Genomic DNA, 15,731 nt, shown 5'->3' with positions numbered 1-15,731 from the left:
CCGAGGAGGCGTCATGGCAACACGTATTGAATTTCACACCCACGGCGGGCCTGATGTATTGAACGCCGTCGAATTTACCCCCGCCGATCCGGGCGAACACGAGATTCAGGTCGAAAATAAAGCGATTGGCATCAACTACATCGATACCTATATCCGCAGCGGCCTGTACGCGCCCCCTTCCCTGCCGAGCGGCCTCGGCACCGAGGCGGCGGGGGTCGTGACCCGCGTCGGAACCGGCGTCACTCATATTAAACCGGGGGATCGGGTGGTGTACGCCCAGTCGCCGCTCGGTGCCTACAGCTCGGTGCACAATCTTACCGCAGATAAAGCGGTGATCCTGCCTGCGGCGGTCTCTTTTGAGCAGGCTGCGGCTTCGTTCCTTAAGGGGCTGACGGTCTATTATCTGCTGCGCATGACCTACGAGATAAAACCCGGCGAGCCGTTCCTGTTTCACGCCGCGTCGGGCGGCGTGGGCCTGATTGCCTGCCAGTGGGCAAAAGCGCTGGGCGCGAAGCTGATTGGCACGGTGGGTTCGGCGGAAAAAGCCCGCCGCGCGCGGGAGGCCGGCGCCTGGGAGGTGATCAACTACCGGGAGGAGAATATCGCCGAGCGGCTGCTCGCCATTAACGGCGGCGAGAAGGTGCGGGTGGTCTACGATTCGGTGGGCAAAGATACCTGGGAAACCTCGCTGGACTGCCTGCAGCCTCGCGGGCTAATGGTTAGCTTCGGTAACTCATCCGGCCCGGTGACGGGCGTCAATCTGGGCATTCTCAGCCAGAAAGGCTCGCTGTTTGTGACCCGCCCAACGCTGCACAGCTACGTCAATACCCGGGAAGGGCTGGAGGCGGCTGCCCACGAGCTGTTCTCGCTGATGGCCTGCGGCGCGATTAAGGTGGACGTGGCGGAGAGTCAGAAATTCCCGCTGGCGGAAGCCCGGCGGGCGCACGAGACGCTGGAGAGTCGGGCGACGCAGGGCTCAAGCCTGCTGATCCCGTAAAGAATTAGGGCTTCCCGCAGGAAGCCCTTTCTTTTTTATATCGTTGTCTGTATGTAGGGTACAGCACGATGAATACGTTATTTGGCGGATGATGACAGATTTGCGGCGCGCCGACTATCGGCAGATTCTCAGGTTGTGACGCGCCCCGCAATACCTCAATAACGCCAGTCTCCGCGGCGCAGCACCGTCACTTTTTTCGGCTTGTTAACCGCGCGAATTATCCACACCGCGGCCACCGCCAGCAGCAGCCAGGGCAGCAGCTTGAACATCAGCGCAAACAACCCGCCGATAAACATTACCGCCGTGGCGACTATCAGCGCGGCGATAATCCCCACCAGCGAGATGCCGGTAACCAGCAGCACCACAAAAAATCCGATAATAAAAAGCAGTTCAAACATGGGTCGTCCCTCAGCAGTGATTCTCTGAGAACAGTATTACAAGAAACGTGCCAGATTTAATTCATTGAATTACAACAAAAACGCCCCGCCGGATGCGGCGAGGCGTGGTGAATTTGACCAGGTTTTAGCGTAACCGTTAGCGCTTATTGGCCACCAGCTGCAGCGCCTGCTCCAGCACGTTGATATCGGCCCCGGCTTTGTGCGCGTTTTCGCTCAGGTGGCGACGCCACTGGCGGGCGCCGGGGATCCCCTGAAACAGGCCCAGCATGTGGCGGGTAACGTGGCCCAGGTAGGTGCCTTTCGCCAGCTCGCGCTCAATGTAGGGGTACATCGCCCGCACAATCTCGACCGGATCGGGATCGGCGCCTTCGCTGCCGAAAATCTCGCGATCCACCGCAGCCAGCAGGCCCGGGTTCTGGTACGCCTCGCGCCCGACCATCACGCCGTCCATATGTTCAAGATGCGCCTTCGCCTCTTCCAGCGACTTGATGCCGCCGTTGATGGACATCGTGAGGTGCGGAAAATCGCGCTTGAGCTGATAGACCCGCGGGTAGTCCAGCGGCGGGATCTCGCGGTTCTCTTTCGGGCTGAGCCCGGAGAGCCAGGCCTTGCGGGCGTGGATAATAAACATCTCGCACTCGCCGCGCCCGGAAACGGTATCGATAAAGTCGCAAAGAAATTCGTAGCTGTCCTGGTCATCAATGCCGATACGGGTTTTCACCGTCACCGGAATCGACACCGCGTCGCGCATCGCCTTCACGCAGTCCGCCACCAGCGGCGCGTTGCCCATCAGGCAGGCGCCGAACATGCCGTTCTGCACCCGGTCGGAGGGACAGCCGACGTTGAGGTTAATTTCATCATAGCCGCGCGCCTGCGCCAGCTTCGCGCACTGCGCCAGCGCCGCCGGATCGCTGCCGCCGAGCTGCAGCGCCAGAGGATGCTCTTCCTCGCTGTAGGCCAGATAGTCGCCCTTGCCGTGAATAATGGCTCCGGTGGTCACCATCTCGGTGTACAGCAGCGTCTGGCGGGAGAGCAGGCGCAGGAAATAGCGGCAGTGCCTGTCCGTCCAGTCGAGCATCGGCGCAATGGAGAACCGCCCAGGCCAGTTATCACGAGAAAATCCGCTTGTGATGCTGGTTACGGGCGGTTTTTTTGTTTCTGGATTTTGGTGCATTTTCACACTTTTTGTATTATTTTTGCTTTCTCAGTACACCAATAAGGACACCATTTAAATGGTGTACCGCAAGCAATATCGGTTAAATAATGGCTTACTATAACATAGTTAAACGACCAAAGGCGGACGGCACAATCCGCTATCGCTGCACCGTAGGCATTAAAGCGGGCGGGAAACACCTGCATCGTGAGACGCGAACATTCAGCAAACTAACTTTGGCAAAAACCTGGGGCAGCCGGCGTGCGCTGGAACTGGAAGAACATGGTGTACCGGGCGGTGACGAGGCCACAGCTGTAACGCTGCGGGAGCTTATCGCGCGGTACACCAACGACCCTAACCTCGGCGGTAAAGCCGGGAGAACTAAGCGCTATGTTCTGGACATGCTGGCGGATTGCGACATCGCACGCCTCAAGCTGCCGGAACTGTCAGTTACCCACGTGATCGAGCACTGTCGGGAACGTGCGGCTGCTGGCGCCGGTCCGGTAACCGTTAGCCAAGACGTCAGCTACCTGGCGGGAGTGCTGGACTCGGCAAAACCGGTGTACGGCATCGAGTACACCAAAAACCCAGCCAGGGAGGCCCGGCCTACTTTGCTGCACATGGGCCTTGTGGGCAAATCTAACAGGCGGAGCCGCCGGCCTGTAGGGGACGAACTCGACCGGTTAGAAGCAGCGCTGAAGGTGCGGAGTGATCACCGCAGTGCGAAAATTCCGTACGTCGATATCCTTCGGTTTTCTATACTGAGTTGCATGCGAGTGGGTGAGGTTTGCAGGTTACGTTGGGATGATATCGATCAGGACGCTCGTGCTGTACTGGTACGAGACCGCAAAGACCCTCGCAAAAAAGAAGGCAATCATATGAAAGTCGCGCTGCTTGGGGAAGCCTGGGAGATCGCTCAGCGCCAGCCCAGAAGCAACGACCTGATATTCCCCTATAATTCTACATCTGTCAGCGCAGGTTTTCAGCGCGTGCGCGATAAGCTCGGGATAAAGGATCTACGCTACCATGATATGCGCCGGGAAGGGGCCAGCCGGTTATTTGAAGCGGGGTTTAGTATTGAAGAAGTGGCCCAGGTAACAGGCCACCGGTCTTTAAATGTGCTCTGGCAGGTATACACCGAGCTGTACCCAAAGTCGTTACACGCTCGCTTTGAAGAATTGCACAGAAAGGCTAAAGAGTAGCTTGGTACCACGCCTGCCAGCGGTAGGTATTCAGTCTCAGCTGGCGCAGGCACTCCGCCGTTTCGATATCCGCCTGCAGATCCTCATCGCTATTTGTTCCCGCCTGGCTGGCTCCCCGGCACGGCTCCTGCATCAAGTCCGCTGATGGTGTTGGCCGCGTCGAGGGCGCGCTGGCGCAGCTGCACAGCATCGTTATCAAACTGGCACACAGTACGGTCCGGATTATTGACATATTTCACCACGTCTCTGTAAATGGTTCGGTAGACCACGCGCCCCTCGGTGGCGGCCGTAGCCGCCTTCTGCTCGCCGGCGGCGATCGCCTTCTCGGTCGTTTTACTTTTCATTGCTGCTACCCGGTTAACCTGCTCGCTGTGGGCGTACCAGCCCTTCAGATAACCAGCATAAAAAATAGCTGCCAGCAGACCGAGCGCAGCGCCGGCGATCAGCAGCTTAATTTTGATATTCACTCATCTATCCCCCAGCACGTTAACGCACTCTCCTGGTCGCGGCGGACCACCTGGCCGTAACAGCCGTTCTTCTGGCCTTTCGTCTGCCGGCAGTCGCGGCCGCCGTCGCGGATCCACCACCTGATAGCCTCGCAGGCTCCGCGGCGGTCGCCGGCATTTATGCGCTGGTAGAACGTTGAGGGGAAACAGCGGCCAGGTCCGATGTTGTACGGGCAGAAAGAGGCAATGCCCGCTTTCTGTGGTTCAGTCAGCGGCACGTGGATATTGCCGTTGACCCAGGACAGCGCCTTATCGCGCTCGGCCACATTTACCTGGTCGCATTCCTGCTGTGTCAGGCGCATGCCCTGCACCACCGGTCTGCCGTCCACGCGCGTGGCGCCGCGGCAAATTGTCCAGATGCCGGAGCCGTCCCGGTAAGCCGTCAGGCTGTTGCCCTCTTTTTCGTTCAGGAACTGATCGAGAATAACTGACGCAGGGGCGCCGGCCAGCACCAGGCCAAGCACCGCGGCGCTGAGCTTACTCCGGGCGCTCGCCATAGAGATTATCCTTGCGACGGTCTTCCTTGATTTTGAAATAGAGGTTGGTCAGATAGGTCAACAGACCAAAGCCCACGCTCGCGAGGACGCCGATAGCGGCCCACTGGCTGGGGCTGACTTTATCGAGAAGCTGTAGCAGCCAATAACTACCGCTGACTGTGGATGTGATATATGACGTCCCGGCCGCCACATCCGGTAGGTTTTTCATTCGCATGCCTTACCCCCACGGGGAACACTGTTGTAGTGCAGTGAGGGTAAGGCGACGCGCCGGTCGGAATCCTGACTACTTATCTGTTACTTCAAACTGCTTGAGTAACAGCAATGCTTGTTCATCTAAAGTTTTATCGCTATCTAACGGCATAACTTTAGAAAACGTTTCAAAGCTGGGTTTTCCTGTGTTATATGCTGATTCAGAAACATAGACGCTAAAGCTAAATTCAACATCCCGGTATTCTACTGCGCGATCATCTTCTGTAACAGTATGCGAAAAAATTGTGGCACCTTTAAAAATAATAAAGGCATTTTGTAATTCCACACCCGTTTCGGAAACATATTTCCCGATAACACTAGTTGGCATAAAATATCCTCAGTAAACCCCAACACCCAGGGCTTTTATCTCGTAGTTAATATCAACACTTGTAGTAACAGCAAACCGTAACAGCCCCCCTTCCAGAACTACAAACGCAGCAGATGGGAATGTAATAGCTGAATCTGAGTGGCTGGCTATCAGTAGTGCAGTCTGCGACGCCGACCCTGTCACGGAGGCGCCAACATAGGATGCAACGTGTCTGTGGGCACCATCGGTTGTATATAGATGCACAGATAACACAAATGTCTGGTTAGTAGCTGGTAGCGACAAATCGGTTGTAATAGTTTGCTGCGCGGCACTTTTAAGAATTGTGCCCGCAGTTTTCCTTCCCATAATACCGGTATGGCTATTTGTTGAGTTAACGCTAAGCTGGTTCGGCCCCCCAGCGTATTTTATTACATACTCAGGACGAAAAGATGTTATCCCATTTAAATGAATCATCTGCCGTAATGTAACCTGCCCTACAGTAGAATTCGCCGACTGAGATACGATAGCGAGTCCCTGGCTCTCAAAGTTACCAGAGCCGTAACCCGTAATCGCCATTGCTTCTGCGTTATTACCACGTAGCCGCATAAGGCCACGAGATGCCTGACTATTCGTTAGGGGATTTAAAGCTTCAAGCGAATTAAACCCAGCCGTCGCAAAATTTGAATCTGCGGGCTTAGTAGGCGTCATATATCCTGAGTTAAAAAAAGGTATACTCGACGTGTCCTTGATAATGCCGGTATTACTTTGCACACGCCAGTGTCCCGCAGTGCTCCAGGTTCCGTTATTAGTTACCGTGCCGTTACCCTCGAAATACAACGTTTCAAACCCGTTTCGGGTTCCGTTGTTGAGGATCCACTGCACGCCAGTATTGCCAAAGAATGTTACCTGCTGCCAGTCAGCATTATAAATTACGCATCCAGATCCGACATCTAACCCAGTCTGCCCGGGGATGTTATTGTTAATTATATTGTTCAGGCTAATACCATGAAAAGACCCGTCGCCGCCGTCTTTTCTGAACCGAATATTTGTTGCACCGTTTTCTAACCACCCGTCTTCGATAAAATTAAACTCAGTAAAGATACCAGCTCGCGAGCCGTTAGAAAAAGAAAGATTAGTACCAAAGCGATAAGCCGCGAAGTTTTTCAGACTCACGCCGGTGAGTCCTTGCAATTTCCAACCTTCTCCAACAAAATCATTTGCCGAGTATAAAGAAATGCCCTCAAGTGATATATTAGAAGGCCAGCCTGATGTCCCTAATACGTGGATGCATGGAGTGTCTCCACCATCATAAATTATCTTTGTGGCAAACTTACCATCGCCGATGATGGATGCGCCTCGCCATAGGTCATTTTTAGTAACCACAGGATAAAGCGTTTTGGTTACAAAGTATGCCTTCCCGTTATCCTGGGAGGGGGCAAGAACAATGCCGTTAACTGCCTGTGCGTCGAGCAATGCTTGTTGAAAAGCAACCGTGTTATCCGTTCCTTTAACGATGGCAAGAGTGCCATCGCTCCTTCGAGAAACTGTAGAGTCCGGAACCCCGCCAGGATAATCCGTCACCCTGAAATACCGGCGCCCGCCTGCGACTAAATCAATGCCTTTTCCGCGCCCTGTATCCGCTAACTCCAGCATTACATCAGAAGCGGACCCCGATTCAGGTAGCAAAGCGACTGGGCTGCCATATCCGTTAAAGCCTAATATTTTGTTCCTACGCGAAAAAATATCCGGCAGGGGGCTTACCACACTCTCCGGAACTCTCAGAGTACGCTGAAGATTAACTCTACCCTGCTCAATAACGAACCGTTTATTAGCGGCATCATAATCGTTAACCGGGTCCCCCAAATTTTCTATCCGGTACCCTTTCGCATTAAACGGCCCACCCAGTAGCGGACGCGTCAGCGCCAGACCCAGGTAAATGAATGCCCGCTGGATAGCCATCCACAGCCGGTCAAAGTCCTTGTTAACTGTGTCAGCTAACAAGTCACCATTGTCCTGGTAATCAGTCAGGCGGTAGGTGGGTATGTTGCGCTCCAGCATAACCATCGCGCCGTTTGCCGGCGGTGTCAGAAAAGTGATGTCGCCGCCGCCCACGTTGCCGACCCCGCCCACGCTATACCCGCCGGTAATCACCGCCCCGTTGATCGTCACCTGGATATCGCCGGCGCTGATCAGATAAAACTCGTAAGCGAAAACCGTCGTCAGCCCGTTGGCCGTGTAGATGTTATAGGGGGTCTGGTTAGGTACCGACATGGGGGAACCTCTGGCTGGCTAATAGTTCACGGCGACCAGGTGATCGCCGTCATTTGGTTGCCAATGTTCCCTCGCCTGTCCGGTCGGAATCCCGACCAATTTACCGATGCGTACCGGTGTCTCGCTGATCGCACCGGCGCCGGAGTCGATGAAGTCGTCCGGCTGGTTGGTCAGCGCCGGGTTGAAGTCGCGCAGCTGGTCGTACATCGGGCCGTCGAGCACGTCGGTATGCGCCCACAGGAACCGCGATGAGAGCGGGGCCTCGAACGCGTCCAGGATGCGCTTTTGCTTGTTGGTAACGCTGAACTCTTCCCGCACGCCGCAGCCAGTGCCTTTGAGTGCCTGGCGCAGCAGCTTGCCCGCGAACGAGCCGGGGCCGTTGACCTCAACGCAGACCAGCGGGATCTGATATTTCAGCACCAGCTCTTTAATCTGCATCACCTGGCCGCCGGTGATTTTGTCGTTTTCGCCGAACTCCGCGAGCTCGCCGGTAAGCTCCAGGCAGATGTGCCAGTACAGGTGGCCGCGCGCGTCGGTCAGCATCAGGGAGAACGCCGAGGCGTCGGCCTTAACTTTGCCGGTGGCAACGTCCCACCAGGCCACGGCGCCGACGATCTGCGTCTGGCCGAGCCACATTGAGGCCGCGCGATTGGCGTAGCGGATCTCCGGCTGAATGTTGTACTCGCGGATGCGGTCGGGGTCGAGGCGAACCTCGCCAACCGGCTTACTGTGCAGCTGGTACTGGCTGTCCCATTCGTTTACCGTCCGGCACTCCCGCCGGCGCAGCACCAGCTCATCATGATCGAACCGGTCCGGCCAGGCGCACCCGGCGTAAAAATCGACGACAGTCTCCGGCGCCGCGGCGAACTCCACGCCGTCGGCCGTCAGCTTGTAGTCGATGCCTTCGCGCAGCAGTTTGGTCGCCTTGTGGATCCCGACAAAGACGTACTCCGGGCGGAACGGCACCCGGTAGCGCGTTTCAGTCGCCGTCTTCGCTTCGACGCGGTGCTCTTTAGCAAATAGCTTAATCGTCAGGCAGTCTGCGCCCTCCGCCTCTTTTTCATCGTAGAGGCTGTCGTGGGTGTGCGGCGTGCCGATAAATAATTTGCGGCCGCCGGGGATCAGGATGTGCGTCTGCTCGCTGAGCCGGTACCGCAATTTCTCGCGCGCTTCAGGCGTCTGGATATTGCCCGGCACCTCCACGTCATCATTCTGGCACTCGTCGGCGCGGGAGCCAGTGACGTTCGACAGAATGCCCTTGGCGAACATGCTCGCGTTTCGCATGTCCAGCGAGCCGTTAACCCACCACTGCTCGATGGTGCCCAGGCCATCCGGCAGCATGCCTTTGGTCAGCGGATGGTTGCGCAGGACGTTCTGCGTGTCTCGGCTGGTCTTGCGGGCGGTGGTGTCGGATTCGGACTGGTGCAGGATGCGGTACTGAGGATCGCAGTAATACCGCCAGGCGTTGTACACCCCCAGGATCGTAGATTTACCGAACCCGCGAAAACATCGGAGCACCGCAAGGTTGCCGCGATGCTCAAGCCAGTGGCAGGCCCGGTAATGGCAGTCGGGAACGTCCCAGTTCATCCGCTCTGCCCACATCAGGAAGAACGCGAGAAAGGAGATCACTTTTTGCCTTTTTGCTGCTGCAGGCGCTCAATGATGGCGGCCGCCTCGCGCTCGGCCTTCGATACCTGCTTGCCCAACTCGAACGCCTCATCGTCCTGGCCGGGGTTGTCTGATGGAGTACCGCCACGCGTCTGCATGCCGATCAGCGAGTGTACCTTAATCAGCAGCGTCAGAGACGCCGCCGCGTTCTTTTTGTCCCAGTAGCGATCGCCTCGCTCGTCCTTTGTCAGCTCGCTGGGCTTTTTGTCGGCGCCCGGCCAGTTGTCGGGGTCAGCCTCATGCAGCACCACATCGGTTAATTTATCGGTCAGCGCTGTCAGGCGGGTTTTGTAATCTGAATGCATAAAAAAGCCTCGTGGTTATCCATGAGGCTATCATGTGACGGGGCGGGGGTCGGAATCCTGACTATTAGAGGCTAAGTAATAAGACGATAGCTACTAAACCAGGGATGTGAAATATAATATTTAATCCAGTAGTTCCTGTTTTTCGTGCCTTCTCCTTCCAATGCTCGTAAACGTAATACGCTTCCATCAGTGAATCTGATGGGTTATCTGGCAAAGTTGGTTTGAAAGGAAAGGTGGCATTCGCTCCTTCTCTAATGAATCTTTCCCTAGCAGTGGCTAAAGTCACGCAATCATCTTTCAGGATTTTTCTTCTTATGCCCCAAACGCATAAGCATATTACTGCACTAAGTACGAACCATGTTAAGACTCGAGCTAAATAAGGGGTCAACATTTCTATACGCTCCTGATTTTAATCGCCGAATTCATATGGCTTTTTATAATAACCCATTTCCGGCGAGTAAAGGTCGCCCGACGGATCCCAGAAATATTGCTGCCCCTTCTGGTCTGCATACTTCCGTAGGCGCCGCTGATATCCGGGATTGAGCGCCTCAGCCGCGTCGTTAAAAAACATATGATCAACGGCGGCCTTTGTATACCAGTAATTCAGTGGGGCGATCTGCTGACGACCAAAACGGATAGCCATGTACCCGGCCTTCTGTGGATCCGTTGCTGCAGTGAAGCCAATTTTTCCTATCGTTGCCAGATCACCGAAAATTGGCACCGCGCTGGAGCTGTGCCCTGAATTATCCCCGCTCACGGCATCGTACATACTGGTCACCAAATCCTGGAACATCGCAAACCCGCCGCCGATGGCGATCGCTTTCGCCAGCGTTCTCACATCATCCGGCGGTGGCGGATTCTGCCCGCTGGTTACCGCCTGGGCGACCAGCGCCATGTAGCCGAAGCTGGCAGAAAGCGCAGCGGTAGCCGCGACATAGCCTGCCTTCGTACCGGCTGATTTCCGGCTCAGGCGATCAAGCATATGCGCCGTCTGTATTGCCCCGGCGCTCTTGAAGAGCATCACCTGCTTGGTCAACGCATTGGACCGGCCCCCGGCGCTCATTATGGTCTGCGCGGTGAGGTTATGCTCAGAGGTAACAATATCGCCGCCCATCCGAATAAAACCCATCATCTGGGACTGCAAGCGCAGTGTCTCATCTGGCGTTAACCCCAGAGTAGCGACGTCAGAAACGTCATGGATATCCTGCCCTCTGAGCTTTTTCCTGGGCACTCGAATGATGTTTTGCCAGTCGCCTTCGGTGATACCGGCGTTGTTCAGTAACCCCCGCTGACTGTCATCCAGCTTTGCCCACGGCGTGCGTGACCACTCGCCCAGCGCCAGCGCATGCGACGTTTGCCCCGCCCGCCTGGCGGCGTTTGTCCACGCATCGAGCAGGGTGTATTTCATGGTCGACTGGGCGTAGCGGCTGAGCGCATTGGGCAGATTAAACCGGCCTTGCGCCATGATTCGCTCTGCCCCCTCACGTGCAGCCCTAACCGCAACCTCCGCGCCGATCCCAAACTGTGCCGCCTCTTTAGGGCGGAAGGCGGAGTGCAGGACGGTGCCGATATTATGAAGCTGGCCGACATCTGCCATATTCAGCAGCATGCCTGGTGTGTCCTGGAAAACTGAACGTAGCCCAGTGCTGGTCAACTTCGTTGCGGCCTGGTAGGCGGTAAGCGCGCTGCTGTAACGGTCCCAGCGATCCATATCTGCATTGTTCTGGACCATCTGGCGGAAATACGCATCCGGACCAAAACCACCACGCCCGGCCCCTTCCACACTCCCTTTTTTGTTAAAGACCGCTCCCTCCATTTCACTGTCTCTTTTCTCAACCGTATTTTTTAACGTTGAGAAAGTAACCTCCGGATTTGGCCCCATCTCGTTAATTAACGCTACGTCCCGCGCGCTGCCCTGCAAATGGCTGAAAAATGCCGCGCCCAGAGAGCGATCGCTGAACTGTTCGTTATAGTCTATGACCGCATCGGCATCGCGCAGGTGGATCTCCCTGTGACTGCTGTTGAGCATTCTAGCCCGGTTGGATGACCCCAGCCTGCCCGCTGTTCCATCAGCGAGTCCCTGAGCATCGATTTGCGTTTTATTCACTCCATCGGTAACGATGGAGTCGTACATCTTCCTGATCACCGCCTCCAGCTGCTCGTCGTTCATTCGCTTACCGTCGGCGTTCAGGTACTGCCCCCGGTCAAGGTTTTTCATCATGAAGCTGATCCACGCACCTTTATTTTCAGGGCGCTGCATAATGGTCGGATCATGGGACTGAGGGGCATAATTATCCAGCTTGCCGACAGTACCGCCCGCCCGGTTTCTGGCTTCGCGGTAGCCGTCCATCGTTGCTGACCACTTTTGCGCAAAATTTCTGGCCGTTCCGTTCCCGGTGTCGTTCCCGTATATTTCCCGGACAACATCAGCAAAGAACGCATCGCTGCGCTTATTGCCAAAATCCAGCGTCCAGGGGCCGACTTTCGCCTCTTTCAGCATATCGCCGAAGCCTCTTACCGCCACCTGCTCCGCCCCACGTAAGGTGTTATCTACTCCCTCAAGAACATCGATCAGCGACTTGCTCCACTTTCCCGCTTTATCCGGGCGAGCGGCGGCCATCGCATCGAGTTTTTTAGCCGCATCCACGATGGCGGAAAGCTGCCGAATCTTGCTCCTTGCCTGACTGTCTGCCTGAATCTCTTCCTGTTCGCGAACCCACTTACCGATAGCTACGGTTCTCTCATCGGGTGACATCGACTGCCAGGCGGTGCGGTCTCGCCGGGCCAGAACCTTTGCGCCTTCGTGCATGCGCTCATCAATGCGGGAGATCGCCGCGGTAGTGAGCTTGACCGGCTTACCGGTTACCGAGCTGAGATGTGCTTCTACTGCCTGTATACATTGTGGTTTCATAATCAGGATCCGAATTTAAGGGCGCAGGCCGCCGCAACGTCGTAAAGCTCGGCGGTGCGGCGGGCAGTGGTGTGCTCGGCCTCAAAACTGTCAATGTGCTGCGAAACGAGGTCGCGTAGCTCGGGGTGGTTTTCCGCTACCGCATTCATCTGCTCACGCAGCAGCTGGAAGGGCTGGTCGGTCGCTTCACTCAAAACACCGGTGGGGAGACTGCTCACCCGCTCAGGTACCGCCTGACGATCCGCTGCCTGGACTACCGCATCAATCTTTTGTGGCGCGTCCCCCGCCAGCAGCTGGCGCGCGAGATTCCCCTCGTCAAGGTTACCGTTGACGATAAACGCCCGGTCGCCGGTCATGTGATCGGCAACATCTACGCCCCTGCCGCTGTTGAGCGAGTCGATAGCCGAATCCATCGCGGACACGTGCCCAGACTCGCTGGGCGCATCAGTAGCAAGCCCCGGGGCCGACTCCGTGACATAGTTGTCATGAAGAATATGCGCCGTGGCCGCGTCTTCGTGAACGCTGGTTACTCCCGGTTCGGCTCCTCGCGGGCTGCCGGTATCGGTCCGGTGCCCACCGCCCAGCAGCCCAAAGGCCCCGCCCAACACGAACTCGGTTACGCGGCTGGCGGCGTCAGCCTGGCGCATCTGCCGGGCCTGTTCGGTAAACCCTGCGCTCTCCAGAATATCTGCACGCCCCCAGCGGTCTATCTCGCCCGTTACGCTGTTCACCGCCCCACCGGCCAGGAATCGGGATCCGTACAGAACGGCACCTTTTCCTACACCGGTGAAGCCAGGGATTGCCGCACCTATCGCCATAGTGGCACCGCCCACCGCTGAGTAGTCCTCAAGGTCTTTACCCTTCAGTCCCAGCTTCGCGCCTTCAGCGTGAGCCTCAGTGTATCCCTGCGCCCCTGCCACTGAGACACCCGCCACCGGGTTCACTACCATCAGCGCGAGGGATGGCGTTTGCTGTGCCAGTCCTCCCAGAATGGTACCCACCGTGCCGACCTGCTCGCTATCGAAGCTCTTGTACTGCGGTAACTGGCTTTCATCCGGCGCTGGCGTAGTCAGGGATTCCTGTGCTGCCTGGCTGACGCTCTCGCTACCGGTTAGCTCGGCACCCGCCAGCATCTGAGCAGCGGAGGCTTTCATCTGGCCTTCGCCCAGGGTAGTCAGGCCGATGCGCTGCAGGGACGTTTTCGCATTTGCCAGGCCAGAGCTGACGCCCTGCCCGATGCCCTGAAAGAATCCGGCATCAACGCTTTTGACGCTTTCAGAACCGTTCTCGTTAAGCGCCTTTTCAAGCTCTGGATTAAATAGCAGGGTCATTTATTTACCTCAATCACGATCGGACGCCCGTCATTGCCGACTACACGTCGCTGCGTGGCTGCGTTAATCAGTACCTGGTTTCCGTCAGAGTCAGAGACAAATCCGTAAACCCCCTGATTAAGGCCATTCTTCACTGACTGGGTATCCGCCCCAAGACGATTGACCCCTGTTTTTAACGCATCGATAAAAGTATTTTCATTCCCGCCAGCCGGGGCAATAGCCACGCTGCCAAATATATTAACCGGGGTACCGATCACCGCCCGCAGCGTTTCCTGCCCGGGAGTGACATCCGGTGACGCACCGCTCCCGACGTGATAATCCCTCACGACCGGCACTAAGCGCTGTACCTGCTCCGGGCTCAGCATCGGGTACCCTGTTTTAATATTTTTAGCCACATCCTGATCAAAACTGGCAGGGAGCCGTACCTTAGGCGCGCCATCAACAGGATTGAGAAGCCGAGAGCCCTTTTCAACGGCAAGCGCGGTTTTATACCCCGCAGGGTTATTTGCCAGATTAGCGACCGCTGAAACCTGCAACGAATCCCCGCCTATTTCCCGGGCGAGTCGGTTAGCGATAGCTGGGGTGCTACTGGCCTGCGTGTTTCTCCAGAATTGGATACGCTGGTCAGAAGACATCTTCTCGTAGGCGTCTTTGGTGTTGTTGAGTTCTTCGGTGGTGAGCAGGTTTTTTCCCGCAGTGGCGCCGTATTTTTGCGATATCGCGTCCGCATTGTCCTGCCGCTGCGCCAGACCCGCGCCCCACACTCCGGGTTGTTGCAGCGCAGACTCTGGAGAGAGTGGCTCAAGTGCTGTTCCGGAATCCATAGCGAACACTGCCTGCGGATTTTTCTGCAGCTGCGCGCGGCGGTGGTCGATATTGCTCTGAACCGCATTCAGCACTTTGTACTGAACTTCGCTACCGCCGTTTTTCTTAAGCGACAGGTTGAGGTTATCTACCTCTTCCTGCGCTTTCTCCGGCGGTAGGCTGTATAAGCGCTGCGTCTCCACAAGCGCAGACCGAAGAACGGGCGCGCTTCCGTCCTGACTGGTTCCTGATACAGATGTCAGGTAGTTGTTCCAGTCCTGGTCCGTGGGGATTTCACCGTTGGCGATCCGCATCTGCATTGTGCTGCTGGCGTGCACGGCTGCATTTTCTCTCCGAAGCGCCAGCATGTCGGCGTGATTCTGTGCGGCTATCGCCCGCGCCTCGATGCGTGACTGATAGCCCATAGCCTGATTCAGCAGCGCGTTACGCTTATCCGGATCCAGCTTGTCAACGTAGAATCCCTTATCGCTGGTCAGGTCATTATTGAAAGCGGACAGCGCCGCTCCATCATTCCGTGAGGACATGAGCTGCTGCTGGGCCTTGTTGAACCAGTTTTTATCTACCCAGCTCTGTTTGATCTTCCCCCACTGGGCGCCGTAGGCAAGCCTACCCTGCGTATCCAGAGCCGACGACATGCCGTTGATTTTTTCAACGTCAGCATCAGGATAGTTCGTCAGCTTTCCCAGCTGGTCCAGCTGGCTGTCTACCTGGTCTTTTGCCTCAATTTTCAACGCGGTGCGGTAAAGCCCTTGGGCGGCGGACATGCCAGCCGCTTCATAGCGCTTAATCCCGCGCTGAGCGACCTCGGCACCCGCCAGATCCAGCCCCCCGAATGCCGGCTTCTGGAGCTTAGAAACCGCTGTTTTATAAATTCCGTCTATCTGATCGGCCTTAATCGTGCCGTCATCCACTCCCTGACGGATATTCTCATTTATGTCCTTAATTTTTATTTGGTAGTCGAGCAGCTCCTCTCCCGCCCTTGCCCGTATAACTGCATCTGCCTGCTGACTAACGTCATCAGCCAAACCTTTTACCGCCATTCCCACCGCACCGGCGTTAGGGACGTCAACCCGCGTTGGTTGAACCTGGGGTGTGGCATTACCAAAATTAC

15 protein-coding genes are annotated in these 15,731 nt (G+C 56.3%); 2 read left to right on the top strand and 13 right to left on the bottom strand.

Going from position 1 to position 15,731, the window contains the following annotated elements:
* The first annotated feature begins 13 nt into the window (after positions 1–13).
* A complete protein-coding gene (locus tag QZ766_RS01050) occupies positions 14–997 on the top strand; it encodes a quinone oxidoreductase (RefSeq protein ID WP_297196327.1) in 984 nt (327 codons plus the stop codon).
* A gap of 155 nt (positions 998–1,152) precedes the next feature.
* On the opposite strand, the gene pspG is transcribed toward QZ766_RS01050, so the two are convergent.
* Together pspG and dusA are read right to left on the bottom strand one after the other, a co-directional pair.
* Positions 1,153–1,395, bottom strand: coding sequence for an envelope stress response protein PspG (gene pspG / locus QZ766_RS01045; RefSeq protein ID WP_297196325.1), 243 nt, complete (start codon positions 1,393–1,395; stop codon positions 1,153–1,155).
* A 136-nt stretch (positions 1,396–1,531) separates the two neighbouring features.
* Positions 1,532–2,569, bottom strand: a complete 1,038-nt coding sequence (dusA, locus tag QZ766_RS01040) for a tRNA dihydrouridine(20/20a) synthase DusA (RefSeq protein WP_297196323.1) — start codon at positions 2,567–2,569, stop codon at positions 1,532–1,534.
* 89 nt (positions 2,570–2,658) lie between these two features.
* On the opposite strand from dusA, the gene QZ766_RS01035 reads away from it, so the two are divergent.
* Positions 2,659–3,750 carry a site-specific integrase gene (locus QZ766_RS01035; protein WP_297196321.1) on the top strand — a complete coding sequence of 364 codons (1,092 nt, stop codon included), beginning with the start codon at positions 2,659–2,661 and terminating at the stop codon, positions 3,748–3,750.
* An 89-nt stretch (positions 3,751–3,839) separates the two neighbouring features.
* Here the strand turns inward: QZ766_RS01035 and QZ766_RS01030 are convergent, their stop codons facing one another.
* The 11 genes from QZ766_RS01030 to QZ766_RS00980 form a co-directional block, all read right to left on the bottom strand.
* Positions 3,840–4,217, bottom strand: a complete 378-nt coding sequence (locus QZ766_RS01030) for a hypothetical protein (protein ID WP_297196320.1) — start codon at positions 4,215–4,217, stop codon at positions 3,840–3,842.
* Positions 4,214–4,753: a lysozyme gene (locus tag QZ766_RS01025; RefSeq protein ID WP_297196318.1), complete on the bottom strand. Its 540-nt coding sequence runs from the start codon at positions 4,751–4,753 to the stop codon at positions 4,214–4,216. Before QZ766_RS01025 ends, QZ766_RS01030 begins: the two co-directional genes overlap by 4 nt.
* Positions 4,734–4,961, bottom strand: coding sequence for a class II holin family protein (locus QZ766_RS01020; protein ID WP_297196316.1), 228 nt, complete (start codon positions 4,959–4,961; stop codon positions 4,734–4,736). The genes QZ766_RS01025 and QZ766_RS01020 overlap by 20 nt, the downstream gene beginning before the upstream one ends.
* Before the next feature lie 75 nt (positions 4,962–5,036).
* Positions 5,037–5,330, bottom strand: a complete 294-nt coding sequence (locus tag QZ766_RS01015) for a hypothetical protein (protein ID WP_297196314.1) — start codon at positions 5,328–5,330, stop codon at positions 5,037–5,039.
* A 9-nt stretch (positions 5,331–5,339) separates the two neighbouring features.
* On the bottom strand, positions 5,340–7,580 hold the full coding sequence (locus tag QZ766_RS01010) for a hypothetical protein (RefSeq protein WP_297196312.1): 2,241 nt from the start codon (positions 7,578–7,580) through the stop codon (positions 5,340–5,342).
* A gap of 18 nt (positions 7,581–7,598) precedes the next feature.
* Positions 7,599–9,209 (bottom strand): phage terminase large subunit, encoded by a 1,611-nt coding sequence (terL, locus tag QZ766_RS01005; RefSeq protein WP_297196311.1) that lies wholly within the window; start codon positions 9,207–9,209, stop codon positions 7,599–7,601.
* On the bottom strand, positions 9,206–9,553 hold the full coding sequence (locus tag QZ766_RS01000) for a hypothetical protein (protein WP_048275919.1): 348 nt from the start codon (positions 9,551–9,553) through the stop codon (positions 9,206–9,208). The genes terL and QZ766_RS01000 overlap by 4 nt, the downstream gene beginning before the upstream one ends.
* A 64-nt stretch (positions 9,554–9,617) precedes the next feature.
* Complete coding sequence (locus QZ766_RS00995) at positions 9,618–9,944, bottom strand: hypothetical protein (protein WP_297196309.1); 327 nt, start codon at positions 9,942–9,944, stop codon at positions 9,618–9,620.
* Between the two features lie 18 nt (positions 9,945–9,962).
* Positions 9,963–12,464 (bottom strand): hypothetical protein, encoded by a 2,502-nt coding sequence (locus tag QZ766_RS00990; RefSeq protein WP_297196307.1) that lies wholly within the window; start codon positions 12,462–12,464, stop codon positions 9,963–9,965.
* 2 nt (positions 12,465–12,466) lie between these two features.
* Positions 12,467–13,795 carry a hypothetical protein gene (locus QZ766_RS00985; RefSeq protein WP_297196305.1) on the bottom strand — a complete coding sequence of 443 codons (1,329 nt, stop codon included), beginning with the start codon at positions 13,793–13,795 and terminating at the stop codon, positions 12,467–12,469.
* The gene (locus QZ766_RS00980) at positions 13,792–15,660 is read right to left on the bottom strand and encodes a hypothetical protein (protein ID WP_297196304.1); all 1,869 of its coding nucleotides are present in this window, start codon (positions 15,658–15,660) and stop codon (positions 13,792–13,794) included. The genes QZ766_RS00985 and QZ766_RS00980 overlap by 4 nt, the downstream gene beginning before the upstream one ends.
* Positions 15,661–15,731: the final 71 nt, after the last annotated feature.

Origin of the sequence: uncultured Pluralibacter sp. (genome assembly GCF_913775985.1) — a bacterium.
Classification (GTDB): Bacteria; Pseudomonadota; Gammaproteobacteria; order Enterobacterales; family Enterobacteriaceae; genus Pluralibacter.
The sequence above is the reverse complement of the archived record's forward strand: the minus strand, read 5'-3'. Positions and strand labels throughout refer to the sequence as shown.

What these genes read in the sequence shown, in the direction of transcription:
- QZ766_RS01050 (WP_297196327.1), top strand. Translation starts at nt 14, where the DNA reads ATGGCAACACGTATTGAATTTCACACCCACGGCGGGCCTGATGTATTG.
- pspG (WP_297196325.1), bottom strand. Translation starts at nt 1,395, where the DNA reads ATGTTTGAACTGCTTTTTATTATCGGATTTTTTGTGGTGCTGCTGGTT.
- dusA (WP_297196323.1), bottom strand. Translation starts at nt 2,569, where the DNA reads ATGCACCAAAATCCAGAAACAAAAAAACCGCCCGTAACCAGCATCACA.
- QZ766_RS01035 (WP_297196321.1), top strand. Translation starts at nt 2,659, where the DNA reads ATGGCTTACTATAACATAGTTAAACGACCAAAGGCGGACGGCACAATC.
- QZ766_RS01025 (WP_297196318.1), bottom strand. Translation starts at nt 4,753, where the DNA reads ATGGCGAGCGCCCGGAGTAAGCTCAGCGCCGCGGTGCTTGGCCTGGTG.
- QZ766_RS01020 (WP_297196316.1), bottom strand. Translation starts at nt 4,961, where the DNA reads ATGAAAAACCTACCGGATGTGGCGGCCGGGACGTCATATATCACATCC.
- QZ766_RS01015 (WP_297196314.1), bottom strand. Translation starts at nt 5,330, where the DNA reads ATGCCAACTAGTGTTATCGGGAAATATGTTTCCGAAACGGGTGTGGAA.
- QZ766_RS01010 (WP_297196312.1), bottom strand. Translation starts at nt 7,580, where the DNA reads ATGTCGGTACCTAACCAGACCCCCTATAACATCTACACGGCCAACGGG.
- QZ766_RS01000 (WP_048275919.1), bottom strand. Translation starts at nt 9,553, where the DNA reads ATGCATTCAGATTACAAAACCCGCCTGACAGCGCTGACCGATAAATTA.
- QZ766_RS00995 (WP_297196309.1), bottom strand. Translation starts at nt 9,944, where the DNA reads ATGTTGACCCCTTATTTAGCTCGAGTCTTAACATGGTTCGTACTTAGT.
- QZ766_RS00990 (WP_297196307.1), bottom strand. Translation starts at nt 12,464, where the DNA reads ATGAAACCACAATGTATACAGGCAGTAGAAGCACATCTCAGCTCGGTA.
- QZ766_RS00985 (WP_297196305.1), bottom strand. Translation starts at nt 13,795, where the DNA reads ATGACCCTGCTATTTAATCCAGAGCTTGAAAAGGCGCTTAACGAGAAC.
- QZ766_RS00980 (WP_297196304.1), bottom strand. Translation starts at nt 15,660, where the DNA reads ATGGCGGTAAAAGGTTTGGCTGATGACGTTAGTCAGCAGGCAGATGCA.